This is a genomic window from Methanoculleus nereidis, from assembly GCF_032944295.1.
Taxonomy (GTDB): Archaea; Halobacteriota; Methanomicrobia; order Methanomicrobiales; family Methanoculleaceae; genus Methanoculleus; species Methanoculleus nereidis.
On the sequence record NZ_JABFFQ010000005.1, the window covers coordinates 117,777 to 138,291 of the forward strand.

Consider the following 20,515-nt stretch of genomic DNA (forward strand, 5'->3'; position numbering starts at 1 on the left):
ATAGGATTATCTCTCGCAGAACCAAAAAATAATCAGGATGGCGGGTGCGAAGAAATACTATGCAGCGGCCGTACTCGCGGTCTGGCTTATCATCGTCGCGTTCTTCATGGTCCTGAACCGCACGCTCGACCTCGAGGTCTTCTTCGTCCTCTCGCTGATCGGCCTCCTGGTCGTCGCCGTCCTGATCGACGGCGCCTTCTCGCGGCCGCGCTACATGCGCTACATCGGCTACCTCATCGCCGCGGGAGTCGCCCTCTTCGCCTACATCGTCGTAGAAAAAATCCTGGAGATCCTTGCCGCATGAACCGCCGGGCGTCCCACATCATCCTCGCGGCGGCAGCCGTCCTCGTCCTCCTCCTCCTCGGAGCCCAGGCGGCCTCCCCGCTCCTCTACACGGCGGAAAACATATCGACCGCCGCCCACGCCGACCCCGCGACCGTCCAGAAGAAGTCGCCGGGCAATGCCGACGCCCTCGTGCCCCTGATGGACGAACTCCTGGGAGAGACCGGGACCCTGGCCCTCACGATCAAGCTCAAGGACTACGAGAGCGCCGAGAGCGACCTCGCCCGCTACAGCGAACTCTCGCGGCAGTTCGACCGGCTGGTTGTCACGCTCGACGTCTCCGGGACCGACATCGGCGAGTTCCAGCAGAACAACCGGCAGAACCAGGAAGCCCTCGAGACGCTCTTGAACGACAGCCGGCGGTTCGAAGACCTAAAACGGCTCGAGATCGAGGTCCAGGACGGCGAGCAGCGCATGGCCATCGCCTACGAGGGCGAGGCCCTCCGGCAGAAGATGCGGGAAGGCTTCGCCTCCTACGCAGAGAGAGAGACCGAGACGACCCGGATCGCCGAGCACTACGACCTCAATACCACCCCCTACCAGCAGAGCGTCGAGGACTTCGCCGAGGTCGCCGACGCCGCGGAGAGCGAGCAGGTGGGAGGCGGCGGTGCTGCGAAGTCCCCCCTCAACGTCACGGTCACCCCGGCCGAGGGGCGCTACGGAGAGACCCTCCGGATCGCCGGCCGTTACGCCGGCGGCATGCCGGGCTCCTCTATCGAGGTCTATGTCGACAGCCGGGTCGCCGGGAACGCCACCCTCGATGAGAACGGCACCTACGCCTGTTCCTACCGGATCGGCCGGATCGCCGCCGGACCGCACCTCGCCTACGCGACCGCGGGCGCGGTCTATTCCGAGGTCGCGACGTTTGCGGTCATTTCAGGCAACACCACCCTCACCCTCGCCGCAGCGGAGGTGAACGCGACCGCCGTCGCCTGCACCGGGAACCTCACGACCGAAGACGGCCGGCCGGTCACCGGCGCCCCGGTCCTCATCAGGCTCGACGACGGCACCCTCGCCGCCGGAGAGACCGACGGCAACGGCACCTACGTGACGGAGATCGTCCTCCCCGCCGGGGAGCACCCCCTCCAGGCGGAGTTCCACGCCGCGGGCTACCCCCTGAACGCCTCGGAGAGCGAGACGGTGACGGCCACCGTCCACGGAGAGGGGCTCTCCCCCCTCCCGTTCATAGCGGCGATCGCGGCCGCCCTCGGCACCGGGTGGTACCTCCGGCGGCGCCGGCCCGAGGAGAGCCCTGTCGTGGAGGAGGAGGAGGTGACGGAAGAGGCCGCGGAGCCGCCGCCGCCGGTCGAGATCGCCGGCCTCCCGCCCCGCGAGGCCGCGACCGTTCTCTTCCGGGCACTCCGTGCCCGGCTCGGTCTCCCCGAATCGAAGACCCCGCGGGACTGCGCCCGGCTCGCCCCGGCGCATGCCGCGTTCTTCGAACGCTACGAGCGGATCCGGTACGCCGGCGAGACCCCCACGGACGGCGAACTCCGGGCGATGGAAGCCGAAGCCCGCGGGGGTGACGAACGTGCAGCGTGAGGCCTGGGCGGTCCTCCTCGTCCTCCTCCTCGCCGGCGGCGCGGTATACGCCCACGCGACCACCACCACCGAGGAGTACAGCCGCTACAACGTCGGGTGGAACGGCACCTCGAACCTCGCCGCGGAGGAGGTCCGCACCCTCCACGACCTCCCGCCCGGCGCGACCCTCCTCATCCTCGCGCCCGACCGCCCCTTCACCGCCGGGGAGGTCGGCTACCTCCGGACGTTCCTTGATTCCGGCGGCCGGGTCCTCATCGCCGACGAGGACGGGAACGCCAACCCGCTCCTCGCCGACCTCGGGAGCGCGATAAGGGTCCGGCCGGGGAACCTCTCGAGCCTGAAACGCGATCACACCGACCCGGGGCTCTTCAACGTCCGGGTGGTCGGGAACACCACCCTCTTTGCCGGCATCGAGACCGTCCGGGTCAACCGCCCGGCAACCGTCACCGGGGGTGACCCCCTCCTCGAGACCGCGATCCTCTCCTGGGACGACACCGACGGCGACGGGCACGTCAGCGGCTCCGAGACCTTCAGGACCGCGGTCGTCTGCGCGAGCGAGGGGAACCTCACCGTCCTCGGTGACCCGAGCCTCTTCGTCAACGCCATGCTCGCCGAGAACCCCGGGTTCATCAACAATCTCCAGCCGGTCCTGCTCGACGCCGCCCACAGCAGGACCGGGACCACAAACCCGATCATCAACGCCATAGCCTGGGTCCGGGAGACCCCGGCGGCCGCGGCCGGCCTCGCCGCCCTGGCCGTTCTGCCGGTGGCCTGGCACTTTGGGAGGAAGAGAGATGACTGACGATCTGACCACACGCATCAACAGGATTACAAACGTCTATGAAGAGATCCGGACGACCACCCAGCAGGTGGTCGTCTCGAACCAGTCCCTCATCGAGGAGATCTTTATCAGCATGATCAGCGGCGGCCACCTCCTCATCGAGGGGGTCCCGGGAACCGCAAAGACCACGGCCTGCAAGCTCATCGCCCGGCTCATCGGCTACGAGTTCCGGCGGGTCCAGGGGGCCGTGGACATCCAGCCCGCCGACATCATCGGCGTCCGGATCTACGACCGGAACAAAAGCGAGTTCGTCCTCCAGAAAGGCCCGCTCTTCACGAACTTCCTGATGGTCGACGAGATGAACCGCTTAACGCCCAAGACCCAGAGCGCGCTCCTGGAGGCGATGAGCGAAGGGCAGGCGACGATCGACGGGACGACCTACCCGCTCCCGGACCCCTACTTCGTCATCGCCACCCAGAACCCCCACGAGGCCGAGGGGACCTTCCCGCTCATCGAGGCCCAGTGCGACCGGTTCATGTTCAGCTCCGTCCTCACCCACCTCGACGGCGAGAACGAGTTCGAGATCCTCCGCCGGGAGCAGGCCGGGGAGCTGGACTGGAAGGTCTACCAGGACCGGATCGCCCCTCTCCTCAGCCCCGCGGAGGTGCAGGCCATGGCCGCGACCGCCCGGGAGGTCCGGGTCGACAGGACGGTCCTCGCCTACATGCGCGACCTCATCCTCGCCACGCGGCATCACGGCGACATCCGGCTCGGCGCGAGTTCCCGTGGCTCGATCGCCTTCCTCCGGGGCTCGAGGGTCCGGGCGGCCCTGAACGGCCGGGACTACGTCATCCCCGACGACGTCCAGGCCCTGGCCCTCCCGGTGCTGCGCCACCGCATCCTCCCCACCCGCGAGGCCGCGATCACCGGGATCACGACCGAGGCGGTCATCGCCGGGATCGTCGAGAGCGTCGAGGTGTCGTAGGGATGATCCGGCCGACCCGGACGAGCGGGGGCATAGCCGCCCTCGCCCTCGCCCTCACCGTCACGGCGCTCCTCCTCGCAAACCCTGCCGCGGCCCTCGCCGCCGGCTCCCTCGCCCTCTTCCTCCTCTGGCGGGGCTGGCAGTTCGAGCGCGATCTCCGGGCAGCAGTCACCTCCCTTAACGTGACCCGCGAGGTCGACCGGACGATCCTCCGGCAGGGGACGGCGACGGCCGTCCGGGTGAAGGCCGATATCGCCGTCCCGCCCGGGATGGAGGTCCGGGTGCGCGACCTCCCGCCGGCGGTCGCGGCCGGCGACGCCCCCCTCTCCTCACCGGGGGAGACGGTAACCTACACCGTCCGGCTCATGGCCCCGGGGGAGACCGCGTTCGCCGGGGTCGTCCTCGAGGCGAGCGACGCCTTCTTCTCCCGCGACATCGTCTGCCGCCGGTTCGACGGCCCGCACATCCAGGTCTTCCCCGCGGGAACCGCCGAGCGCGGCAGGGGGAGGGGGACCGGCAGCGGCGATGCCGAGGTGGACCGGCGGGCAGCGCTCACCGGCCAGGGCACCCGCGGGTTCCGGCCCTACCAGACCGGCGACGACCTCAGCCAGATCGACTGGAAACTCACGGCCCGCCGAGACGCCTACTATGTCAGGGAGCCGGCCGGGCTCGAGGGGGGCTCGCCGCTCATCGCCGTCGACCTCCCCGCCCGGACCGGGGACCCGGAGACCTTCGCACGGTTCTCGATGACCGTCTGCGGCGCGGTCGAGGGGGCGATCAACGCACGCGACGGCTGCTCGCTCCTGGTCGTCGCCGGCGGGGAGGTCGTCCGGTTCCTCCCCCGGACCCTGGATATCCGGGAGGCCATCGCGGCCCTCGGCGGGCTCGCCCCGCTCGAACCCCGCGCCCCCCTCTACCGGGCGCCGGGACCCGCCGTCCTCGCGGCCCGGGCCCGGATGAACGGCCGCGGAGCGGTCCCGGAGGAGAGCGTCTTCCGCGAGAAGCTCGGCGCCCTCCTCACCCGGTTTGCGGCAGAGAGCCCCACACCCTTCGCAGCGGCGGTCCGGGCGGCGCTCGGCCGGGCGGAGGCAGAAGAGGTCCGGCTCTTCTCCCTCCTCCCGGCGGGCGATAAAAGCCACCTCATCCAGCTCGCCCGCGAGGCGAAGGTCCGGGGGATGTGGGTCGTCCTGAAGGCACCCGCCGGCGCCGGGGCCATCCCCGGTGTCGATGCCGTGGAGGTGCTCTGATGGAGTTCGATCGAAAATTCCTCCTCCTCTCTCTCGGCGAAGTCCTGGTCGTCGCCGCAGGCAACCTTCTCGTGGCGCTCATCCTCCAGGTGATCGTCCTCGCCGCGTTCCTCGGCGACCGGCGGGGCTACCCGGTCTTTGCGATCGCCGCGGCCGGCTTCGCCGCGGCCCTCTACGCGGCCGGGATAGTCGCTCTCCTCGGCCTCGCGGTCGCCCTCGGCTGCGGGTATCTCGCCCTCACCCTCCATGACCACCGGCTCGCGCTCCGGGCAGGAGGCGCGGCATGACCGCGAACAACCCCTACCGGGGAGCCTTCCTCCTCATCCTGGCCGCAGCAGGCCTCCTCGCCGTTGCGGCCGTCGCGGGCCGGGGGGATATCACCACCGCGACGGTCGTCCTCGCCGGCACGGGCTGCTTCATCGCCGGGGTCTTCCTCCTTGCCCTCCACAAGGGCGAGCCCCTCGACCCGGAGATCGCCGCCCTCCTCCCCGCCCAGGGGACGATCACCATCGCCACCCTCTGCGCCGACCTCGGGGTCCAGGGCAATGCCTGGTTCGTCCCGGACGGAGAAACGGTCGTCGAGGTCATCCCGGTCGCCGGCACCCTCCCGGAGGACATCGGCGACGACTACTCCTACATCACCGGTGACGGGGGATGCGCCGTCCGGCTCGTCCCGGCCTCGGCGCCCCTCTTCGCACGGCTGAGAGAGAAGCACGCCCTCGAGGTCCCGGAAGAGGACGACGCCCTCCTCGCGTGTATCGTCGAGGTCTGCGACGACCTCCTCGAGGTCGCAAAAACGAGCGCCGTAAAGGACGGCGAGAACATCGTCGTCACCCTCGCGGACTACCGCCTCCTCCCCGGCTGCCGGGCCGTCCGGGCGGCCTCCCCGAAGTGCTGCACCATGGTCGGCTGCCCGGTCTGCAGCCTCCTCGCCACGCTCGCCGCCCTCGGGCTCCGCGTGCCGGTAACGATCGAGCACGCCGACGTCGACGAAAAAAGAAAGACGCTTAGAGTTATCCTCAGGCCTGCCGGACCCGCACCCAGAGGTGCAGGTCCCGGTAGCTCGCGTTAATCCGGTCCTGCCCCACAAGTTCCTCACCCGGGACCGTCTCGTTGAAGAGCAGGAACTCGATCCGGTTGTACTCCGGCGACGGGACCGAGAACTCCCAGGGCAGCTCGGAGGTCTCGTTGTGCGGGACCGTCAGGGTAAACCGGTCGAGTTGCTCGGCCGCGTGGACGGTCGAGGTGTTCGTCGTGGAATCAAAGGTCTGGTTGAGGGCGAGCACCTCGACCGTGTAGGGAACCTCACGGTACTCGTGGTTCCCGACCCCGATGAACAGCGACTGCGTCGAGCCGGCCGCGACATCGGTCGGGTAGTCCGCGGCCTTCCCCTTCGGGCCGAGGATGTAGAACTCGGTGAAATGCTCCCCCTCTTTTGGCACCGCGATGACGTAGGCGGTCGTCCCGAGCGCTGCGACGATCGAGAGCACGAGAACGACGGAGAGCGCCCGGTCGAGCCGGGGGGCTCCGGGGTCGTAGAGTTCCTGGCGGGCGGAGGCGAGCATCTCCCGGGCCGGGACCGTGAAGCGGTCGCCGGACGGGAGGAGGAGCCGGCGGTACCAGGCGATCAGGGTCATCGCGAGGGTGAAGACCGTCAGCGACGCAAGGATCGGGTCGAGCCGGATCCCCCAGGGGGTGTAGTTCAGCCCAAGCCCGATCAGGGGGACGACGGCGATCGAGAGCCCGAACGAGAGGGCGACCCGCTCGATCCCGTCGAGGTCCCCCTTTGCCGGGAAGAGCGCGGCGATCAGGGCGTAGCCGGGGATGAAGAGGACCATCGCCACGCCAAAGAGGATCCGCAGAAAACTCTCGTTCAAGACCGGGACGTAGACGCAGGCGGCGGTCACGGCTGTTGCCGCGGCGACTGCGATGAGGTCGCCGGGGATGTCCCCGGCGGCCTCGGCGATCAGGGGTTGTTGATCCTGGGAGTCCATGGGTGGCTCAGTCAGCCTCTTCTCTCCCGCCAGAGCATCAAGGTTGCGAAGGCGATCACCGGGAGCAGCGGGGCTACCGGGGCTGCCGTCGGCGTCGTCGCCGCAGGCGTGGTCGTGGTGGCGGCCGTCACCGTCGTCGTCGCGGTCGGCTCTGCTGCCTGTTCTGCAACGAGGAGGGCGTAAGAGCCCGACCGGGAGACCGTGGCCGTGATCCGGTCACCCTCGACCTTCGAGGGGACCGGCGACCAGGCGCCGTTCTCGAGCCTGGCGATCGTCGCCGTCGCGTCGGCCGCAGGAAGGCGGAGGGAGAGGGTCACCGCGGGGTCGAACGTCCGGCCCTCAGGAGTCACGGCGTAGGCGTTCCCGGCAAAGACCCAGCCTGCAGGAGCGTCGCCCTGCGCCGTGAGCTTGAGGAGCCCGGCGCCCTCGGCATCGGTCCCGGTGAGGCTGGCCTTCCCGTCGGTCGAGGTCACCGTCGTTGAGGGGGCGGTGGTCGCGGTCGGGGCGGGGCCGGTCGAGCCCCCGTTGCCGCCGTTACCGCTCGAGGGGGGGGTGGCGGTCGGTGCCGGAGCCCCCCCTCCAATGGCGATCGTCCGGGAGAGGGCCTGCTGCCCGTCGACGTAGACGGAGACCGTCGCGGTGCCCTGATCGATCCCCTCGATGCCGAAGGTGATCTGGCCGTCGTCGGGCCCCTTCTTCGTGCCGAGCACCGTGAAATCGGTGATGATGCCCGCCGCCGCGGCCTCCCCGCGGAGGGTGACGAGGCTGAGGGTCCCGCTCGGGATGTTGCGGGGTTGAGCAATCCAGATCTCGCCGTCCTCATTTGGGGAAGGACCACGCACAATGACGGAACCCCCGTCGGGGAGATCCGCCGCAAGCTCGGTCCAGTTCGTCCCCTTCGTGTAGGCGTTCACCTCACCCTGGTTGAGGGCGAAGGGGAGGGTGATCGACCGGGCTGAAAATTCGAACGTCTCGCCCGGGGTCGCGGTGAACTCGCCGCGGATGCCGAGCGAGAAGGAAGCGTTGTCAGGCAGGTCGTTTACGTCCACGGTGACCGTGTCCCCGGACTCGATCGCGTCGGGGCTGATCGTGATCGTCGCCGCCGTCGCGGCCGGGATCAGCAGAACCAGCAGGAGCGATAATGCCCAGAATTTAGATATATTAAGTCCCATTTTCATTCAATCACGTATAGGTGGCCGCATAAAATAAAAATGTTTATGCAAAGGTAAGCAAAAGCTCGCCGCATATGCCCCGGAAGGCGTGTCGTAATTTCGGGCAGCATCACCGTTCTCCCCCTCGTTGCGGCGGCTGCTCCGGGTGAACTGCCCCGCGCCTGTTGGGCGGGTCTTCCCGCTTCATTCTCCTGAGGCGATTCCACAGGTTCGACGGCGCTTATCCGTCACCTGCTGCCCCGACAGGATCCTGTTCCGGCAGTGATCGCCGCGTTGATATCGCGGTCAGGGCAGACCCATTCAGGGGGCCGGCCGGCCTGCCGGCGAAGAGGTCTCCGGTCGGGCCCGGGATGGCGGCCGTTCGCCGGAACCCGGGGCAGATAGGTTCGAATTTTTTCGTAGTCAACCATCGCTTTATCGCGTGTTCCCGCCCATATTCCAATGTAGATTGCCTGACGGATGAACGAGCAGGGCTGCATGCCCATACCGCGCAACGGCCGAAACGCAGATAATCGCCGGATCCCCGGGATGTTCTGGAAAAACAGGGTTCCAGGAAATCTCAGAATCGCGATCACTCCCTGAAGTGTAGACGATTGCCACAGAAAACGTTAATAAGAAGGGGTCGTAGTCTGCAATAGAACGCCACCAAACCAGCCCGGTAGTGTATGAAATGATACGAACAGAGAACCTCACGAAGGTATACAACGGAAAACCGGCCGTCGACGGCCTGGACCTCGAGGTCGGGGAGGGCGAGATCTTCGGCTTCCTCGGCCCGAACGGAGCGGGAAAGAGCACGACGATCCTGATGCTCACCGGCATGATCGAGCCCACCGGCGGCCGGTGTTTCGTCGACGGGATCGAGGTCGCAGACGACCCGCTGAGCGTAAAGAAGATCATCGGTTACCTCCCCGAAGACGTCGGGTTCTACGGGAACATGACCGGCGAGCAAAACCTGGACTACTTCGCCCGGTTCTACGGGATGGACGCAAAAGAGCGAAAGGAGCGGATCGCCGAACTGCTCGAACTCGTCCACCTCGACGGCGTCGCCCAGAAGGCCGGCGAGTACTCCCGCGGCATGAAACAGCGGCTCGGGCTCGCCCAGGCGCTGATCAACGATCCGAAGGTGCTCTTCCTCGACGAACCGACGGCAAACCTCGACCCCGAGGGCGTCAGGGAGTACCGGGAACTCGTCATGCACCTCGCCGGCGAAGGAAAGACGATCTTCGTCTCCTCCCACATCCTCTCCGAGGTCAGGGAAGTCTGCCGGACCGTCGGGCTCCTCGCGAAAGGGAAACTTGCCGCGCAGGGGACGCTCGAAGAGGTCGCCCGGGCGCTCGCACCCGCAGACGGCGATGCCGTCCGGATCGTCGTCGAGACCCGGGAACACCTGCCGGCGATCGAGGACCCCGCGATCATCGATATCGAGAGGAACGGCAACCGTGCGGTCGTCCGGGCGAAGGACGATATCCGGGACCGGCTTGCCGCATCCCTCTTTGAGCAGGGGCTCCACGTCCGGGAGATGCGCCTTGAAGAGCCCGAGATCGAGGACGTCTTCATGGCGGCCTACCGGAGGTAACAGAATGGCACTCGATCGATTGTTCAACGTAGCACGAAAGGAGTTCTCCGACCACATCACCAGCAGGCGGTTCATCATCATCCTCGGCCTGCTCCTGGTGATCTCGACGATCAGCATCTACGACGGCATCGAGAACTACAACAACAGCCTGGAGGCGTATACCGAGCAACTCCGGTATATGGAGGAGTTCGACGACCCGTATACGAGCTGGATGCCCCAGAAACCCTCGATCATGTACGTCTTCATCTCCATGATGAGTTACATGACGATGCTCGGCGGCATCCTTGCCATCGCCATCGGGTTCGACCTGGTCTCAAAGGAGAAAGAGACCCGGTCGCTGAAGTCGCTCCTCTCCCACCCCGTCTACCGCGACGAGATCATCAACGGCAAGGCGCTCGGGGGTATCGGCGCGCTCGGGTTCGCCATGGCGCTCGCGCTCGCCATCGCCATCGCGATGCTCCTCATCTTCTCGATCGTCCCGACGGCGGAGGAGTTTGCCGCCATCCTGGTCTTCGGGGCGGTCTCGCTCGGGTTCCTGCTCGCCTACTTCGCCGTCGCGCTCACGATGTCGACGGCCGCAAAAGAGAGCGGGAACGCGCTGATCTACACCCTGGTAATCTTCTTCGCCGTCTCCTCGCTCCTTCCCATGTTCGGCGCGATGGCTGCAGACGCTTTCGCGGGCGACCCGCCCGAAGCGCCCGAGATACCTCCCATGCCGACCCCCGTGGGGAGATCGGTCACCGCTACCGCCAGCGGTGGGTCCTTCGTCAGCACCTCCTCACAGGAGGTGGTATACGGCGGGACCCAGGACCCCGCGTGGAGAGAGTACGAAGAGGAGATGCAAACCTACATCGAGAAACGGAGGTTGATCAGCGATATCTCGAACCTCCTCTCGCCGCAGATGAACTACTACACCGTCGCGATAGCCGTGACGAATCCGCAGCTTTCCTCGATGATCGCGTCGCCGTACGACACGGCGACGGAAGAGCCGGCCGGGCTTGCCGGCGCTCTCGGCAAGGTCTGGATGAACATCGCCGCGCTCATCGTCTTCCCGTCGGCCTTCTTCGCCGCGACCTACGTGAAGTTCATGCGCATGGACATCAGGTGAGACGATGATCGGAAACAGAATACTCCTCATCCTCCTCATCGCGGCGCTGGCCGTCCCGGGAGCAGCCGGGGGCGGGACGATGGCCACAGAGCTCCGGTGCGACTTCCCCGGCGAGATGATCGAGGCGGGCGACACCGCCGTCTTCGACCTCGCGGTCACGAACCGTGGGGATACCGGGACATGCCTCCTCAACTACTGGACGTTCCGCGGCACCGACAACTGGAAGATCCGGTTCGAGGCCGCCGACCGCGAGGTCTACCGGATGCTGATCCCGGCCGGTGAGACGAAGACCGTCCGGCTGGTGGCCGAGACCTCCGGCCATGCCGCGGTGGGGGAATACCCCATCCGGGTGGGCATCGGCGAAGGCACGATCTGGGTCTACGTCAAGGTCACGAAGACCCACAGCGGTGAGATGGGGACGCTCGAAGCCACCGTGGTGGACAAGGAGGGCAACGTGGTCAAGGGCGCCGACGTCGGCCTCTATGACCGCGACACCCGGATCGAGGGAATGCTCGCGACCGCTGAAGGCAAGGTCTCCGTCGGCGCCCCGATGGGCACCTACACCGTAAAGGTCACCCGGCCCGGCTACCGGCCGTGGGAGAAGAAAGGCGTCGAGATCCGGATCGGCCGAACGGCCGACCTCGGGATCGTGCCGCTCGAGAAAGAGAACTTCTTCGCCGATATCCGGGTGAAGTCCCCGTCCCGGGTAGCGGCGATCGGCTCGAACCCGCAGTACGAGATGGCCCTGAAGAACGCCGGCAGAAACGACGACACCTACACCCTCTCCATCCAGGGCCTCCCCGAACAGTGGTATGCCCGGTTCAAGGAGAGCAGCAGCGCCACCGAAGAGGTCTCGGAGATCTACATCCCGTCCGGCGAGGAGAAGACCCTCTACCTCGACCTCATCCCGCCCTACTCGGTGGGTGTCGGCGAGTACAACCTCACGGCGGTGATCGGCTCCTCCGCCCGGGAGTACGAGGAGAACCTGACGCTCCGGCTCCGGGGCTCCTACGACATGCGGACCTACGCCAAGAGTTACCGCCACGAGATCAACCGCGGCGACACCCTCACGTTCGATGTGACGGTCACGAATGCCGGCGTCGGAGGAGCGCTGACGAACATCGGGCTCAACATGAGCGCACCCGAAGGGTGGCGGGTGACCGTCGACCCGGCATCGGTCGCGAGCCTTGAGGCCGGTGAACGGGCGACGGTCCAGGTGACGGTGGTCCCGCCGGCCGATATCGTCGCCGGCGAATACAAGGTCGTCGCGCTCGCAAAATGCGACCAGGACGAAGAGGAAGACGAGTACCGGATCGTCGTGAAGGAACAGTCCTACGTCGCGGTGCTCGGCCTCCTGGTGATGGCCGGAGTCGCCGCAGGGCTCTGGTATATGTTCAAGAAGTACGGGCGGCGGTAGTGGCTGTTGCCGCCTATCTCTATACCTCTTTTATGCCGCCTTTCGCATCCTTCGCCCTCCACTGCGTGAGGCGTTGCTCCCCGATAGCGCCACCCATGGTGCCCGTCCCGGCACATGCCATAGATACCTAAAATAAGAGGACACGATGCACCAGGGCCGGACCCGACTGCTTTTTTTCGGCGCTCCCTTACTCAAACCGGACGTTGCCCTCCGGGACCGCCAGCTCGAACCGCGCCCCGGCGCCCGGCGTCCCGTTCTCGCTGATGGTGATCCCGGTGATCGAGAGGACCTCTTTGACCAGAAAGAGTCCGAGTCCCGTGTGGCTCCCGAAACCCCGCTCGAATATCTGTTCTTTGTGCTCGGCAGGGACGCCGACCCCGTTGTCTTCCCAGACAATCCGTGCCCCGCCCCCGTCCGGCACGACCGTGACCCTGACCTCGGTCACGGTTCCGCCGTGCCGCATGGCATTCTCCAGGAGGTTGTAAAAGACAGACGAGAGGAGCGGATCGGCGTAGATAGAGAGCCCGTTGAGTTCGGTGGTAACCCGGATACCGGTCACCCGGAGCGTCTTTGCCGCCGCCGTGACCAGGGGCTCGATGGGGGACCACCGGGGCGCCCGGACGCCGAGATCCTGGTAATCCCGCGTGAACTCGATCTGCGATTGTATGATCTTGACGGCGGCCTGCAGTTTATCGAAGGCGGCGACGACGTCCGGATCAAGCGGCTGCTCCTGGAGGAGGCCGATGTTCCCGAGCACCACCGTGACCTGGTTTACGATGTCGTGCCGCACGATGCTGTTCATCAGGGTGAGTTTCTTGTTGGCCTGGATGAGCGCCGCCTCGGTCTGTTTCCAGGCGGTGATGTCGTGGATCGCGTAATCGATCGCGACCGGGTGCCCGTTGCTCCCGTAGACCGGGATCGTACAGGCCTCAACCCAGATGTAGCGCCCGTCTTTTTGGCGCACCCGGAAGACATACGGCCGGGCGGCGCATCTGCCCCGCTCCCGCCCCAGGGCAAGGAACGTCTCCCGGTCCTCGGGATGGATCAGCCGCCTGATGAACTGCGGATCGCCGAGGATCTCCTCCGGGGTGTAGCCGGTCAGGCTCTCGCACGAAGGGCTGATGTACTCGATCGCCAGCGGTTCCAGGACCGCACGGATGTAACAGTCGTGCGACTGCTCCACGAGGCTCCTGAACCGTTCTTCGCTCTCGCCGAGCCGCTCCTGCGACTGAATCCGCGAGAAGAGGTCAGTGAAGAGGTTGCCGACGACCTCAAGCAGCGTGATGTCCTCGTCCGACCAGGCCCGCTTCCTGCGGGTGGTCTCAAACCCGATGACCCCGAAGATCTCGTCGGCGGTCGCGATCGGCACGAGAACGATCGACACGACCCCGTATCCCAGGAGGAAGTCGCGCTCCGCCGCCGCTTCTGCCGGGAGAGCGGTCACATCGGGAATGCAGATCGTCCTCTGTGCCCTGACCTGCGCCACCCCCCAGGAGACCATGGCGGAGGGCAGGTTCTGCAGCACATCAAGCTGCGGCTCGACCCCCTCCGCGCACCACTCGTGGGTGTTCTCCGCGCGGGTGAGGTCGGCGGAGAAGCGGAAGATGTAACTCCGGTCGACATCGAGGAGCGACCCCAGCATCCGGATCGTCTCTTCGAGAGCATCTTCAAGGTCCGCCAGGTCCAGGGCGATGAACCGTGCAGAGATCGAACTCACCACCCGTTCAAGGTCGATCCTGTTCTGGATCTCCGCTTCCATCCGCTTTCGCTGGGTGATGTCCCGGAGCGACGCGATAACGCCCGAGAAGATCCCCTGCGCATCGTAGAGCGGAGACGCCTTCCCCCAGAGGCAGACCTCCTTTCCGGTGCGGGGCGAAGTGATACGGACTTCCCGGGTGAGGGTCTCCCCACCTCCTCGGGAGAGGACGGTCTCTGCAAGCAGCGGGGGCTGCAGCCCGGGCATCGTCCTGACGACAGCTTCCGGACCTGAACCGATGACCCGGCCCTTTGGGACGCCGGTCAGCGCCTCGATTGCCCGGTTCCAGGTGGTCACCTTCCCTGTGCGGTCGAGCACGAACGTCGGGTCGGGAAGAAAGTCTATGATGCCCCGGAGGTTTGCCTGGTAATCCTCCATCTGGTGGTACTGCGCCGCGAGCGACTCCTGGCTCGCCTTCACCTCCTCGAACGCCGCGGTTATCTGCTCGTGCGCCGCGTTCAGCTCCTCCTCGAACTGCTTTCGGTCGGTGATGTCGATCATCGACGCGACGGACCGGTCCGTCCCGGGGATGTCGCCGATCGTCAGGTGCATATCCCTCTCTCTCCCGGCCCGGTCGACCAGCCGAAACCCGTATGTCCGCGGCACCGATACGGGGTCTATCCGCCGTTGCCGGTGATAGTTCGCCAGCCGCTCCAGGTCCTGTGGAGCGACAAACGTCATCCAGGACATCTTTCCTTCCACCTCCTCCCGTGAGTAGCCGGAAAGGCGGGCGGCCTCGCTGTTGATAAGGGCAATCGTCATATCGCCCTCGATGATGATGGTGGCCGAGCCGGTATGCTCAAACACGCTCCGATACAGGTCTCCGGCCCGCTGCACCTCCTCCTCGGCCCGTCTTCGCCTGACCGCATGAAGGATCATATTCTGGAGTTCGGCAAACCGGGCGGGGGGGTTGCCGCCGTCTTTCTGGAGGTAGAAGTCCGCCCCGTTGTTGAGCGCCTCGATGACGACCTCTTCGCAGCCCCGGCCGGAAAAGATGATGAACGGTGTCTCCATGCCCCGTCGGCGAACCTCTTTTAAAAACGCGACGCCGTTCATCTCCGGCATCTCGTAGTCGGCAACGACGGCGTCGTACGAGGCGTTCGAGAGCATGTCGAGAGCCTGCAGCGGTGACGTCGCCGTCTCGACCCGCAGGTCCCCGGATTGCTCCAGATAGATCCTGCTCAGTTCGAGAAACATCGGTTCGTCGTCAACTGCGAGAATACGGAACATGCGCCCACTCAGGTATGGAAGGGTGGTTGATACGAACCTTAAACGTTGTGATTCGGAGTTCTGGCCGGATTTGCAGGAAATTAGGGGAAATTTGGGCTTTATTCAACGAATAAGACATACAGCAAGGGCCCCCGGCACCGGTGCCGGAAATTATTTTCACGCCCGGTGGTAATCATCCACCGATCCCATGACGATCGTATGCATTGATACGAACCTCTTTCTCGAGCTCTACGAGTCCGACGAAGACCCGGAAGAGATCGTTGCGGATATCAGGGCGCTTGCCGCACATCTCGTCGTTCCCGACATCATCCTCGACGAGTTCCTTCGCAACCGGTCCCGGATCCTCGACCGGATAGCGGACGACGTGCGGAGGCGGGAGACCGGCGAGGTCCGCCTGCCGGCCATCATCCGGGTAAACCCGAAGGCCGCCGACCTCCAGCGCGCGGGGGAGGAGTACAACCGGGCGGTCGGCGCCCTCTACGGCGATATCGCGGCGATGATCGCAGACCCCGCCGCCGACCCGGTCGCCCGGGCATTCCTCGGCCTTTCCGGCGACCCTGCCGTGCGAATCATCCACCGGACCGACGAACTCGTCGCGCGGGCGCACCGCCGCAAACTTCTCGGCAACCCCCCAAAGAGCACGGGCAAGGATACCATCGGCGACGAACTCATCTGGGAGACGCTGCTTGCAAACCTCGAAGACGACCTGCTCTTCGTAACCCGGGACCGGACGTACCGCAACCATACCGCCTACCTCGTCCAGGAGTACCGGGAGAGGACCGGCAGCGCCCTGACGATCACCGACCGCGTATCCGACGCCCTGGCACTCGTCGGCAGGCCGCCGTCGCCGGCGCTGGTATCGTTCGAAGGCCGGAACATAGTAAACTCAGGGTGAAGGTCCATCAAGATAGTGAAACCGGACGGCATATTGCCCGTGCATCCATCTGCATGGGGATTGATCGGGAGAGCCTTTTAGACCGGGAACCGGAGCGCTGCCGGCGGAGAGGCGGGGCTCGCAAGCATTGAACCGGGCGGTTCAACGCTTCCACCGCAGCTGCCGTAGCAATATATCGCTGGCCGGGCCGACTGTTGTTTGCCGGTGCGGAATCATTCCCACCGCAGGGGCAGCGCGATCACCTGGCCCGGAGCGGCTCTCCCGGCACCCGCAACGGGCAGGACCACACAGGCATGTACTCAGACGGTTGCCCTGAATAGGCCGGGTGCGGGGGGCACCGGCAAACGACGGTGCACACGCAGATGCCATCGATGCAAACGGCCGGGCCCGGAACCGGATGCACTCCCGGACGGGTCCTGCGACGCCGGCGGGGAGAATGCGTAACATGGGGGGCGGCGCCCCTCCGCCATTCGAGTGGCTCTCCTACAACCCACCTATCCTGATCCACTGAGATGATCCCGGGGGCGGCACACCCCCGGCATTCTCCCCGGCTGTTATCCGTTCCATGTATCCGCTGCACGAATGGCCGCCTTCGCGCGATCGGCCGGCGAACCCCCGGCGGCGGAGGGAAGGTTCGCAAAATCGCCGCGGAGCACCTTCAACGCGTACTTCTCCCGGTCGATCTCCTTTCCCATGCGGGGCTTCGTACGGGAAGATTGATATGTGTAAAAAATAATAAACACATGTTGACATTGTATTTCAGCACCCTTCCCGAACTGGCGCGGCTGCTCTCCCTGCTCGGGAACGAGCAGCGGCTTGCCGTACTCGGGGCGATCGCGGCCGAAGAGAAGTATGCCCGCGAGATAGCCGAAGAACTCGGCATATCGCGCCCACTGGCCGCCATTTATCTCCGGCAGCTCGAGAAGCTCGGTCTCGCGGAGGGGGCCAGCCGGACGTCGGATGAGCCGCCGTACCTCCGGAGGTGCTACCGGGCGGTGCCGTTTGAGGTGGTGCTGAACCTGGATGTCATTACGTCGCTAAAGAGGTCGAAGGATGAAACAGGATAGGTGGAAACTCTACCTGAAGGCGCTGTGGGGCGCCGTTATTGTATTGCTCGTGATCAGCCTGGTCGGTGCCGCAGCCGGCTCGGAGTTCTGGCTTACCATGATCGGTGGGTCCGTCTGGATCGTCGAGGTGCTCATCGTCCTCACGCTGCTCTTCATCATCGTCGTAAGGCTCAAGGAGTGGATCGAAGACCAGATCGCGAGTGCGGCGGGACAGAAGAGCGGTGCGGCCGGCGGGGAACTCCAGATGCTTCGGCAATCGATGGAGCGGATCGAGGCGAAGGTGGACAGGATCGAGAAGGTCCTCGACGGGGTCTCCGAGTGAGTCCTAAAAAGTGATTGGGTGGGTGTATGACGGACGTGCAGCAGCGCGTCGCAGGGTAGATGGACGAGGCGCAGGCAGGTTCCATCGTCGCCTGGCCACGTAGTAGTAAGAACTCTTCACATAATAATGTTTACCATTTATGACAAAGAATTGATTTTGTAGCAACCCGGCACCGTAGAGCCGCTACCGGGAGCCGTCCAGCGAGAGCCGCCCGGCGAGCCACGCGATACGGTCGCGGCGGGCCGCTTCGTCAAGGTAGTGGCCCGCGTCGTACCATTCGAGCGACTTTGGGTCGCTCGCCTGCTCGAAGAACTCCCGGCCCTGCTCCTCCGTGAAGAACTCGTCGCGAAGAGCGGCCTGGAAGAAGAGCGGGGTGGGTGCGGCCCGGCCGACCCAGACGGCCGGGTCGATATCCGCGAGCGTCCGGCGGTAATGCTCGAATTTCTCGCCCTGCAGGTCGGGCAGGTTCACCGCGGCGACATCGACAAACCTTCCGGTGCCCGCCATCAGGACGGCGGCTCGAAGACGCCGATCGACGCCGGCGAGCACCGCCCCGAAAAGCGCCCCGACACTGTGGCCCACGAACCCGATCCGGCCCGGATCGACGCCCGGCTGCGCTACGAGGAGATCTATCCCCCGGCGAAGGTCGATCACCGTCCGGGTATGCTCCCGCACGGCCTCCTCGGGATCCGTGACTGCCTGACCCCAGGCTGCTGCCGTATCGGCGGCCCAGGGAGCGTCGACGAGCAGGGAGGCCGCACCCATCCCGGCAAGGGCCACGGCCTCGGCGAGGAACGTGGCGCGGGAACCGAGTCCCGGGTGGAGGAAGAGGACGGCGGCCCGTGGCCCGGTTCCCGCCGGGGCCACCAGGTAGGCCCGGACCCCCCGATCCGGGGCAGTCTGGTAGGTCAGGTCGCTGACTGAGATCTCGGCGGCAACCTCGATCGCGGGCGGTTTTCCCGCGTCGTAATCGAAGAGCGGGCGCAAATTATCGGCGGTTCGTTCCATAAGACTCCTTCTGCTTTCCTCTCGACCCGCCGGCAGATAAACCTGGCGCCTGCGGGGAGAAAGTGATTCCAGCGTTCTTTACCCTGCTCCGAATGGAAGGTTTTTCTACCCGGGAACCCTTTCCTTCAAGAGGTGATTTCATGGCGATTGACTGGTACGAAGAGTTTGTTGATTTAAACCACACTCCCGGCCCGGACGAGCTCGTAGCCCTCTACTACTTCGAGCCGGCGGAGGGGATCAGCAGGGAGGAGGCGGTCGGGAGGATCGCGTCGGAGAGCTCGACCGGAACCTGGACGACGCTCTTTACCCTGCCGCCCCGGATGCGGGACCTCCAGGCGAAGGCGTTCGAGATCGAGGGGAACTACGTGAAGATCGCCTACCCCCTGGCCCTCTGGGAGGAGGGGAACGCACCCCAGCTCTTAAGCGGGATTGCCGGGAACGTCTTCGGGATGAAGGCGCTCGACTGCCTCCGGCTGATCGACGCCTCGCTCCCGGCCGAATACCTCCGGCACTTCAAGGGGCCGCACTTCGGGATGGAGGGGATCCGGGATATGATGAAGGTCCGGGGGCGGCCGCTTACGGGCGCGGTCCCGAAACCGAAGGTGGGCTTCACCGCCGAAGAGCACGCCGAGGTCGGCTACGAGACCTGGATGGGCGGGTTCGACTTCGTCAAGGACGACGAGAACCTGACGTCCCACCCGTTCAACCGGTTCGAGGACCGCGTCCGGGCGATGGCGAAGATGCGGGATAAGGCCGAGCAGGAGACCGGCGAGAAAAAGTCTGCGTTCATCAACATCACGGCCGATACCGAGACGATGGAGAAGCGGGCGAAGATGCTCGCGGACTATGGCTGGAACTACGCCATGATCGACGTCGTGGTCGCCGGAACCGCCGCCGTCGCGACCCTCCGGGACTACTGCTCCGACCTCGGGCTTGCCATCCACGCCCACCGGGCGATGCACGCGGCCTTCGACCGGGACGAGCGGCACGGGATCACGATGCAGTTCCTGGCGAAGATGATGCGGCTTATCGGTGTTTCGCAGATCCACACGGGAACCGCTGTGGGGAAGCTGGTCGGCACCCGGGCGGAAGCCACGGTGCTTGCGGACGTGCTCCGCGAGAAGCACACGAACGCCGTCGACCACATGGCCCTCGACCAGGACTGGGGCGATATCAAGAGCGCTTTCCCCGTCTCGTCGGGCGGCCTTCACCCCGGGCTCGTGCCGGACGTCCTTGATATTTACGGCACCGAACTCGTCCTCCTCGTCAGCGGGGGCATCCATGGCCACCCGAAGGGGACGCGGGCCGGCGCGGAGGCCGCCATGCAGGCGGTCGAGGCCTGGCAGGACGGGGAGACGCTCGACGAGAAGGCGAAGAAGGCCGCGGCGCTCCGGGAAGCCCTCGAGAAGTGGGGGTATTATAAGCCGAAGTGAGGGGGTCTGGTTTTGAGACAGGGGAGGGGGCACACCCCCTCCCCGTCAGCCCCACCCCCATGGCGATACTCCCACGGTCCACTGCACGGGGACAACTCGGGAGAAAACGGGTTTGGGTTATCCTGTAACTCATCCCAACCACTGTTTTGGCCGGTGTGACTTGCACCCTCCGCCAGTCGAGATCGCGTGGATGGTTTACGTGGGGCTATCGCCATGCACTGCCCCCGGCCCGTGGTGTGGGGAACGACTGTCTGTAGGACGAGAGTTCGAGCACCGAAGGTGCGGGTGAGGAGGCTGGAGGCCGGGAGGGGTGGGGTAATGAGGTGTTCGGATCTTTGCGCAAGACAGGGGAGGGGGAGACCCCTCCCCGTCAGCCCCACCCCCCCAGGGGCGATACTCCCACGGAAGCCGTGCCCGGAACCGCGGATGAACAGGATCTGTCTCCTACTTAACCACGACTTTTACGTACAACAGTCTTTGTTTTGCAGATCAGCCTTGCCACTACCACGTAGCCCCATCAACCGATTTCCCCTGGTATCGCCACGCACTGCCCCCGCCCCCCTTGGGGGCGCGGGGGAGGAGCGCGAAGCGCGGGTGGGGTGGGGGGTGATCAGGCGCAATTCAAAGTTCCCAGGCAATC

Annotated in this window: 19 protein-coding genes; 14 read left to right on the forward strand and 5 right to left on the reverse strand. The window is 65.7% G+C overall.

Annotated elements, in window-relative coordinates:
• Window positions 1-37: 37 nt before the first annotated feature.
• Genes HL657_RS08060 through HL657_RS08090 form a run of 7 tightly spaced genes read left to right on the forward strand, consistent with a single transcriptional unit; the run spans window position 38 to window position 5,969 of the window.
• Window positions 38-304, forward strand: coding sequence for a hypothetical protein (locus tag HL657_RS08060; RefSeq protein ID WP_317296307.1), 267 nt, complete (start codon window positions 38-40; stop codon window positions 302-304).
• The gene (locus HL657_RS08065; protein WP_317296308.1) at window positions 301-1,884 is read left to right on the forward strand and encodes a hypothetical protein; all 1,584 of its coding nucleotides are present in this window, start codon (window positions 301-303) and stop codon (window positions 1,882-1,884) included. Before HL657_RS08060 ends, HL657_RS08065 begins: the two co-directional genes overlap by 4 nt.
• Entirely contained in the window at window positions 1,874-2,686 is an 813-nt protein-coding gene (locus tag HL657_RS08070) for a DUF4350 domain-containing protein (protein ID WP_317296309.1), read from the forward strand. Before HL657_RS08065 ends, HL657_RS08070 begins: the two co-directional genes overlap by 11 nt.
• Window positions 2,679-3,650: an AAA family ATPase gene (locus tag HL657_RS08075; RefSeq protein WP_317296310.1), complete on the forward strand. Its 972-nt coding sequence runs from the start codon at window positions 2,679-2,681 to the stop codon at window positions 3,648-3,650. The genes HL657_RS08070 and HL657_RS08075 overlap by 8 nt, the downstream gene beginning before the upstream one ends.
• Before the next feature lie 2 nt (window positions 3,651-3,652).
• Window positions 3,653-4,897 (forward strand): DUF58 domain-containing protein, encoded by a 1,245-nt coding sequence (locus HL657_RS08080; protein WP_317296311.1) that lies wholly within the window; start codon window positions 3,653-3,655, stop codon window positions 4,895-4,897.
• Window positions 4,897-5,184, forward strand: a complete 288-nt coding sequence (locus HL657_RS08085) for a hypothetical protein (protein ID WP_317296312.1) — start codon at window positions 4,897-4,899, stop codon at window positions 5,182-5,184. The genes HL657_RS08080 and HL657_RS08085 overlap by 1 nt, the downstream gene beginning before the upstream one ends.
• Window positions 5,181-5,969 (forward strand): hypothetical protein, encoded by a 789-nt coding sequence (locus HL657_RS08090; RefSeq protein WP_317296313.1) that lies wholly within the window; start codon window positions 5,181-5,183, stop codon window positions 5,967-5,969. Before HL657_RS08085 ends, HL657_RS08090 begins: the two co-directional genes overlap by 4 nt.
• Here the strand turns inward: HL657_RS08090 and HL657_RS08095 are convergent.
• Entirely contained in the window at window positions 5,917-6,891 is a 975-nt protein-coding gene (locus HL657_RS08095) for a DUF1616 domain-containing protein (protein WP_317296314.1), read from the reverse strand. The genes HL657_RS08090 and HL657_RS08095 overlap by 53 nt on opposite strands.
• An 11-nt stretch (window positions 6,892-6,902) precedes the next feature.
• On the reverse strand, window positions 6,903-8,069 hold the full coding sequence (locus tag HL657_RS08100; RefSeq protein ID WP_317296315.1) for a hypothetical protein: 1,167 nt from the start codon (window positions 8,067-8,069) through the stop codon (window positions 6,903-6,905).
• A 664-nt stretch (window positions 8,070-8,733) separates the two neighbouring features.
• Here HL657_RS08100 and HL657_RS08105 point away from each other — a divergent pair.
• Genes HL657_RS08105 through HL657_RS08115 form a run of 3 tightly spaced genes read left to right on the forward strand, consistent with a single transcriptional unit; the run spans window position 8,734 to window position 12,164 of the window.
• Entirely contained in the window at window positions 8,734-9,639 is a 906-nt protein-coding gene (locus tag HL657_RS08105) for an ABC transporter ATP-binding protein (protein WP_317296316.1), read from the forward strand.
• A 4-nt stretch (window positions 9,640-9,643) separates the two neighbouring features.
• Window positions 9,644-10,747: an ABC transporter permease gene (locus HL657_RS08110; protein WP_317296317.1), complete on the forward strand. Its 1,104-nt coding sequence runs from the start codon at window positions 9,644-9,646 to the stop codon at window positions 10,745-10,747.
• Window positions 10,748-10,751: 4 nt separating this feature from the next.
• A complete protein-coding gene (locus HL657_RS08115; RefSeq protein ID WP_317296318.1) occupies window positions 10,752-12,164 on the forward strand; it encodes a COG1470 family protein in 1,413 nt (470 codons plus the stop codon).
• A gap of 187 nt (window positions 12,165-12,351) precedes the next feature.
• On the opposite strand, the gene HL657_RS08120 is transcribed toward HL657_RS08115, so the two are convergent.
• Complete coding sequence (locus tag HL657_RS08120) at window positions 12,352-15,150, reverse strand: PAS domain S-box protein (RefSeq protein WP_317296319.1); 2,799 nt, start codon at window positions 15,148-15,150, stop codon at window positions 12,352-12,354.
• Window positions 15,151-15,337: 187 nt separating this feature from the next.
• On the opposite strand from HL657_RS08120, the gene HL657_RS08125 reads away from it, so the two are divergent.
• A complete protein-coding gene (locus HL657_RS08125) occupies window positions 15,338-16,045 on the forward strand; it encodes a PIN domain-containing protein (protein WP_317296320.1) in 708 nt (235 codons plus the stop codon).
• Between the two features lie 554 nt (window positions 16,046-16,599).
• Here HL657_RS08125 and HL657_RS08130 read toward each other — a convergent pair.
• A complete protein-coding gene (locus HL657_RS08130; protein ID WP_317296321.1) occupies window positions 16,600-16,740 on the reverse strand; it encodes a hypothetical protein in 141 nt (46 codons plus the stop codon).
• Between the two features lie 48 nt (window positions 16,741-16,788).
• Between HL657_RS08130 and HL657_RS08135 the strand changes: the two genes are divergently transcribed.
• Both HL657_RS08135 and HL657_RS08140 read left to right on the forward strand, forming a co-directional pair.
• Entirely contained in the window at window positions 16,789-17,112 is a 324-nt protein-coding gene (locus HL657_RS08135; protein ID WP_317296322.1) for an ArsR/SmtB family transcription factor, read from the forward strand.
• Complete coding sequence (locus HL657_RS08140) at window positions 17,099-17,434, forward strand: hypothetical protein (protein WP_317296323.1); 336 nt, start codon at window positions 17,099-17,101, stop codon at window positions 17,432-17,434. The genes HL657_RS08135 and HL657_RS08140 overlap by 14 nt, the downstream gene beginning before the upstream one ends.
• Before the next feature lie 183 nt (window positions 17,435-17,617).
• Here the strand turns inward: HL657_RS08140 and HL657_RS08145 are convergent, their stop codons facing one another.
• A complete protein-coding gene (locus HL657_RS08145) occupies window positions 17,618-18,442 on the reverse strand; it encodes an alpha/beta hydrolase family protein (protein WP_317296324.1) in 825 nt (274 codons plus the stop codon).
• A gap of 140 nt (window positions 18,443-18,582) precedes the next feature.
• On the opposite strand from HL657_RS08145, the gene rbcL reads away from it, so the two are divergent.
• On the forward strand, window positions 18,583-19,875 hold the full coding sequence (gene rbcL, locus HL657_RS08150; protein ID WP_317296325.1) for a type III ribulose-bisphosphate carboxylase: 1,293 nt from the start codon (window positions 18,583-18,585) through the stop codon (window positions 19,873-19,875).
• Window positions 19,876-20,515: the final 640 nt, after the last annotated feature.

Bases quoted from the DNA above. Each gene is read 5' to 3' on its own strand.
- HL657_RS08095 (WP_317296314.1), bottom strand. From the start codon at position 6,891: ATGGACTCCCAGGATCAACAACCCCTGATCGCCGAGGCCGCCGGGGAC.
- HL657_RS08105 (WP_317296316.1), top strand. From the start codon at position 8,734: ATGATACGAACAGAGAACCTCACGAAGGTATACAACGGAAAACCGGCC.
- HL657_RS08060 (WP_317296307.1), top strand. From the start codon at position 38: ATGGCGGGTGCGAAGAAATACTATGCAGCGGCCGTACTCGCGGTCTGG.
- HL657_RS08130 (WP_317296321.1), bottom strand. From the start codon at position 16,740: ATGGGAAAGGAGATCGACCGGGAGAAGTACGCGTTGAAGGTGCTCCGC.
- HL657_RS08110 (WP_317296317.1), top strand. From the start codon at position 9,644: ATGGCACTCGATCGATTGTTCAACGTAGCACGAAAGGAGTTCTCCGAC.
- HL657_RS08100 (WP_317296315.1), bottom strand. From the start codon at position 8,069: ATGAAAATGGGACTTAATATATCTAAATTCTGGGCATTATCGCTCCTG.
- HL657_RS08080 (WP_317296311.1), top strand. From the start codon at position 3,653: ATGATCCGGCCGACCCGGACGAGCGGGGGCATAGCCGCCCTCGCCCTC.
- HL657_RS08120 (WP_317296319.1), bottom strand. From the start codon at position 15,150: ATGTTCCGTATTCTCGCAGTTGACGACGAACCGATGTTTCTCGAACTG.
- HL657_RS08135 (WP_317296322.1), top strand. From the start codon at position 16,789: ATGTTGACATTGTATTTCAGCACCCTTCCCGAACTGGCGCGGCTGCTC.
- HL657_RS08065 (WP_317296308.1), top strand. From the start codon at position 301: ATGAACCGCCGGGCGTCCCACATCATCCTCGCGGCGGCAGCCGTCCTC.
- HL657_RS08085 (WP_317296312.1), top strand. From the start codon at position 4,897: ATGGAGTTCGATCGAAAATTCCTCCTCCTCTCTCTCGGCGAAGTCCTG.
- HL657_RS08125 (WP_317296320.1), top strand. From the start codon at position 15,338: ATGACGATCGTATGCATTGATACGAACCTCTTTCTCGAGCTCTACGAG.
- HL657_RS08140 (WP_317296323.1), top strand. From the start codon at position 17,099: ATGAAACAGGATAGGTGGAAACTCTACCTGAAGGCGCTGTGGGGCGCC.
- HL657_RS08075 (WP_317296310.1), top strand. From the start codon at position 2,679: ATGACTGACGATCTGACCACACGCATCAACAGGATTACAAACGTCTAT.
- HL657_RS08145 (WP_317296324.1), bottom strand. From the start codon at position 18,442: ATGGAACGAACCGCCGATAATTTGCGCCCGCTCTTCGATTACGACGCG.
- rbcL (WP_317296325.1), top strand. From the start codon at position 18,583: ATGGCGATTGACTGGTACGAAGAGTTTGTTGATTTAAACCACACTCCC.
- HL657_RS08115 (WP_317296318.1), top strand. From the start codon at position 10,752: ATGATCGGAAACAGAATACTCCTCATCCTCCTCATCGCGGCGCTGGCC.
- HL657_RS08090 (WP_317296313.1), top strand. From the start codon at position 5,181: ATGACCGCGAACAACCCCTACCGGGGAGCCTTCCTCCTCATCCTGGCC.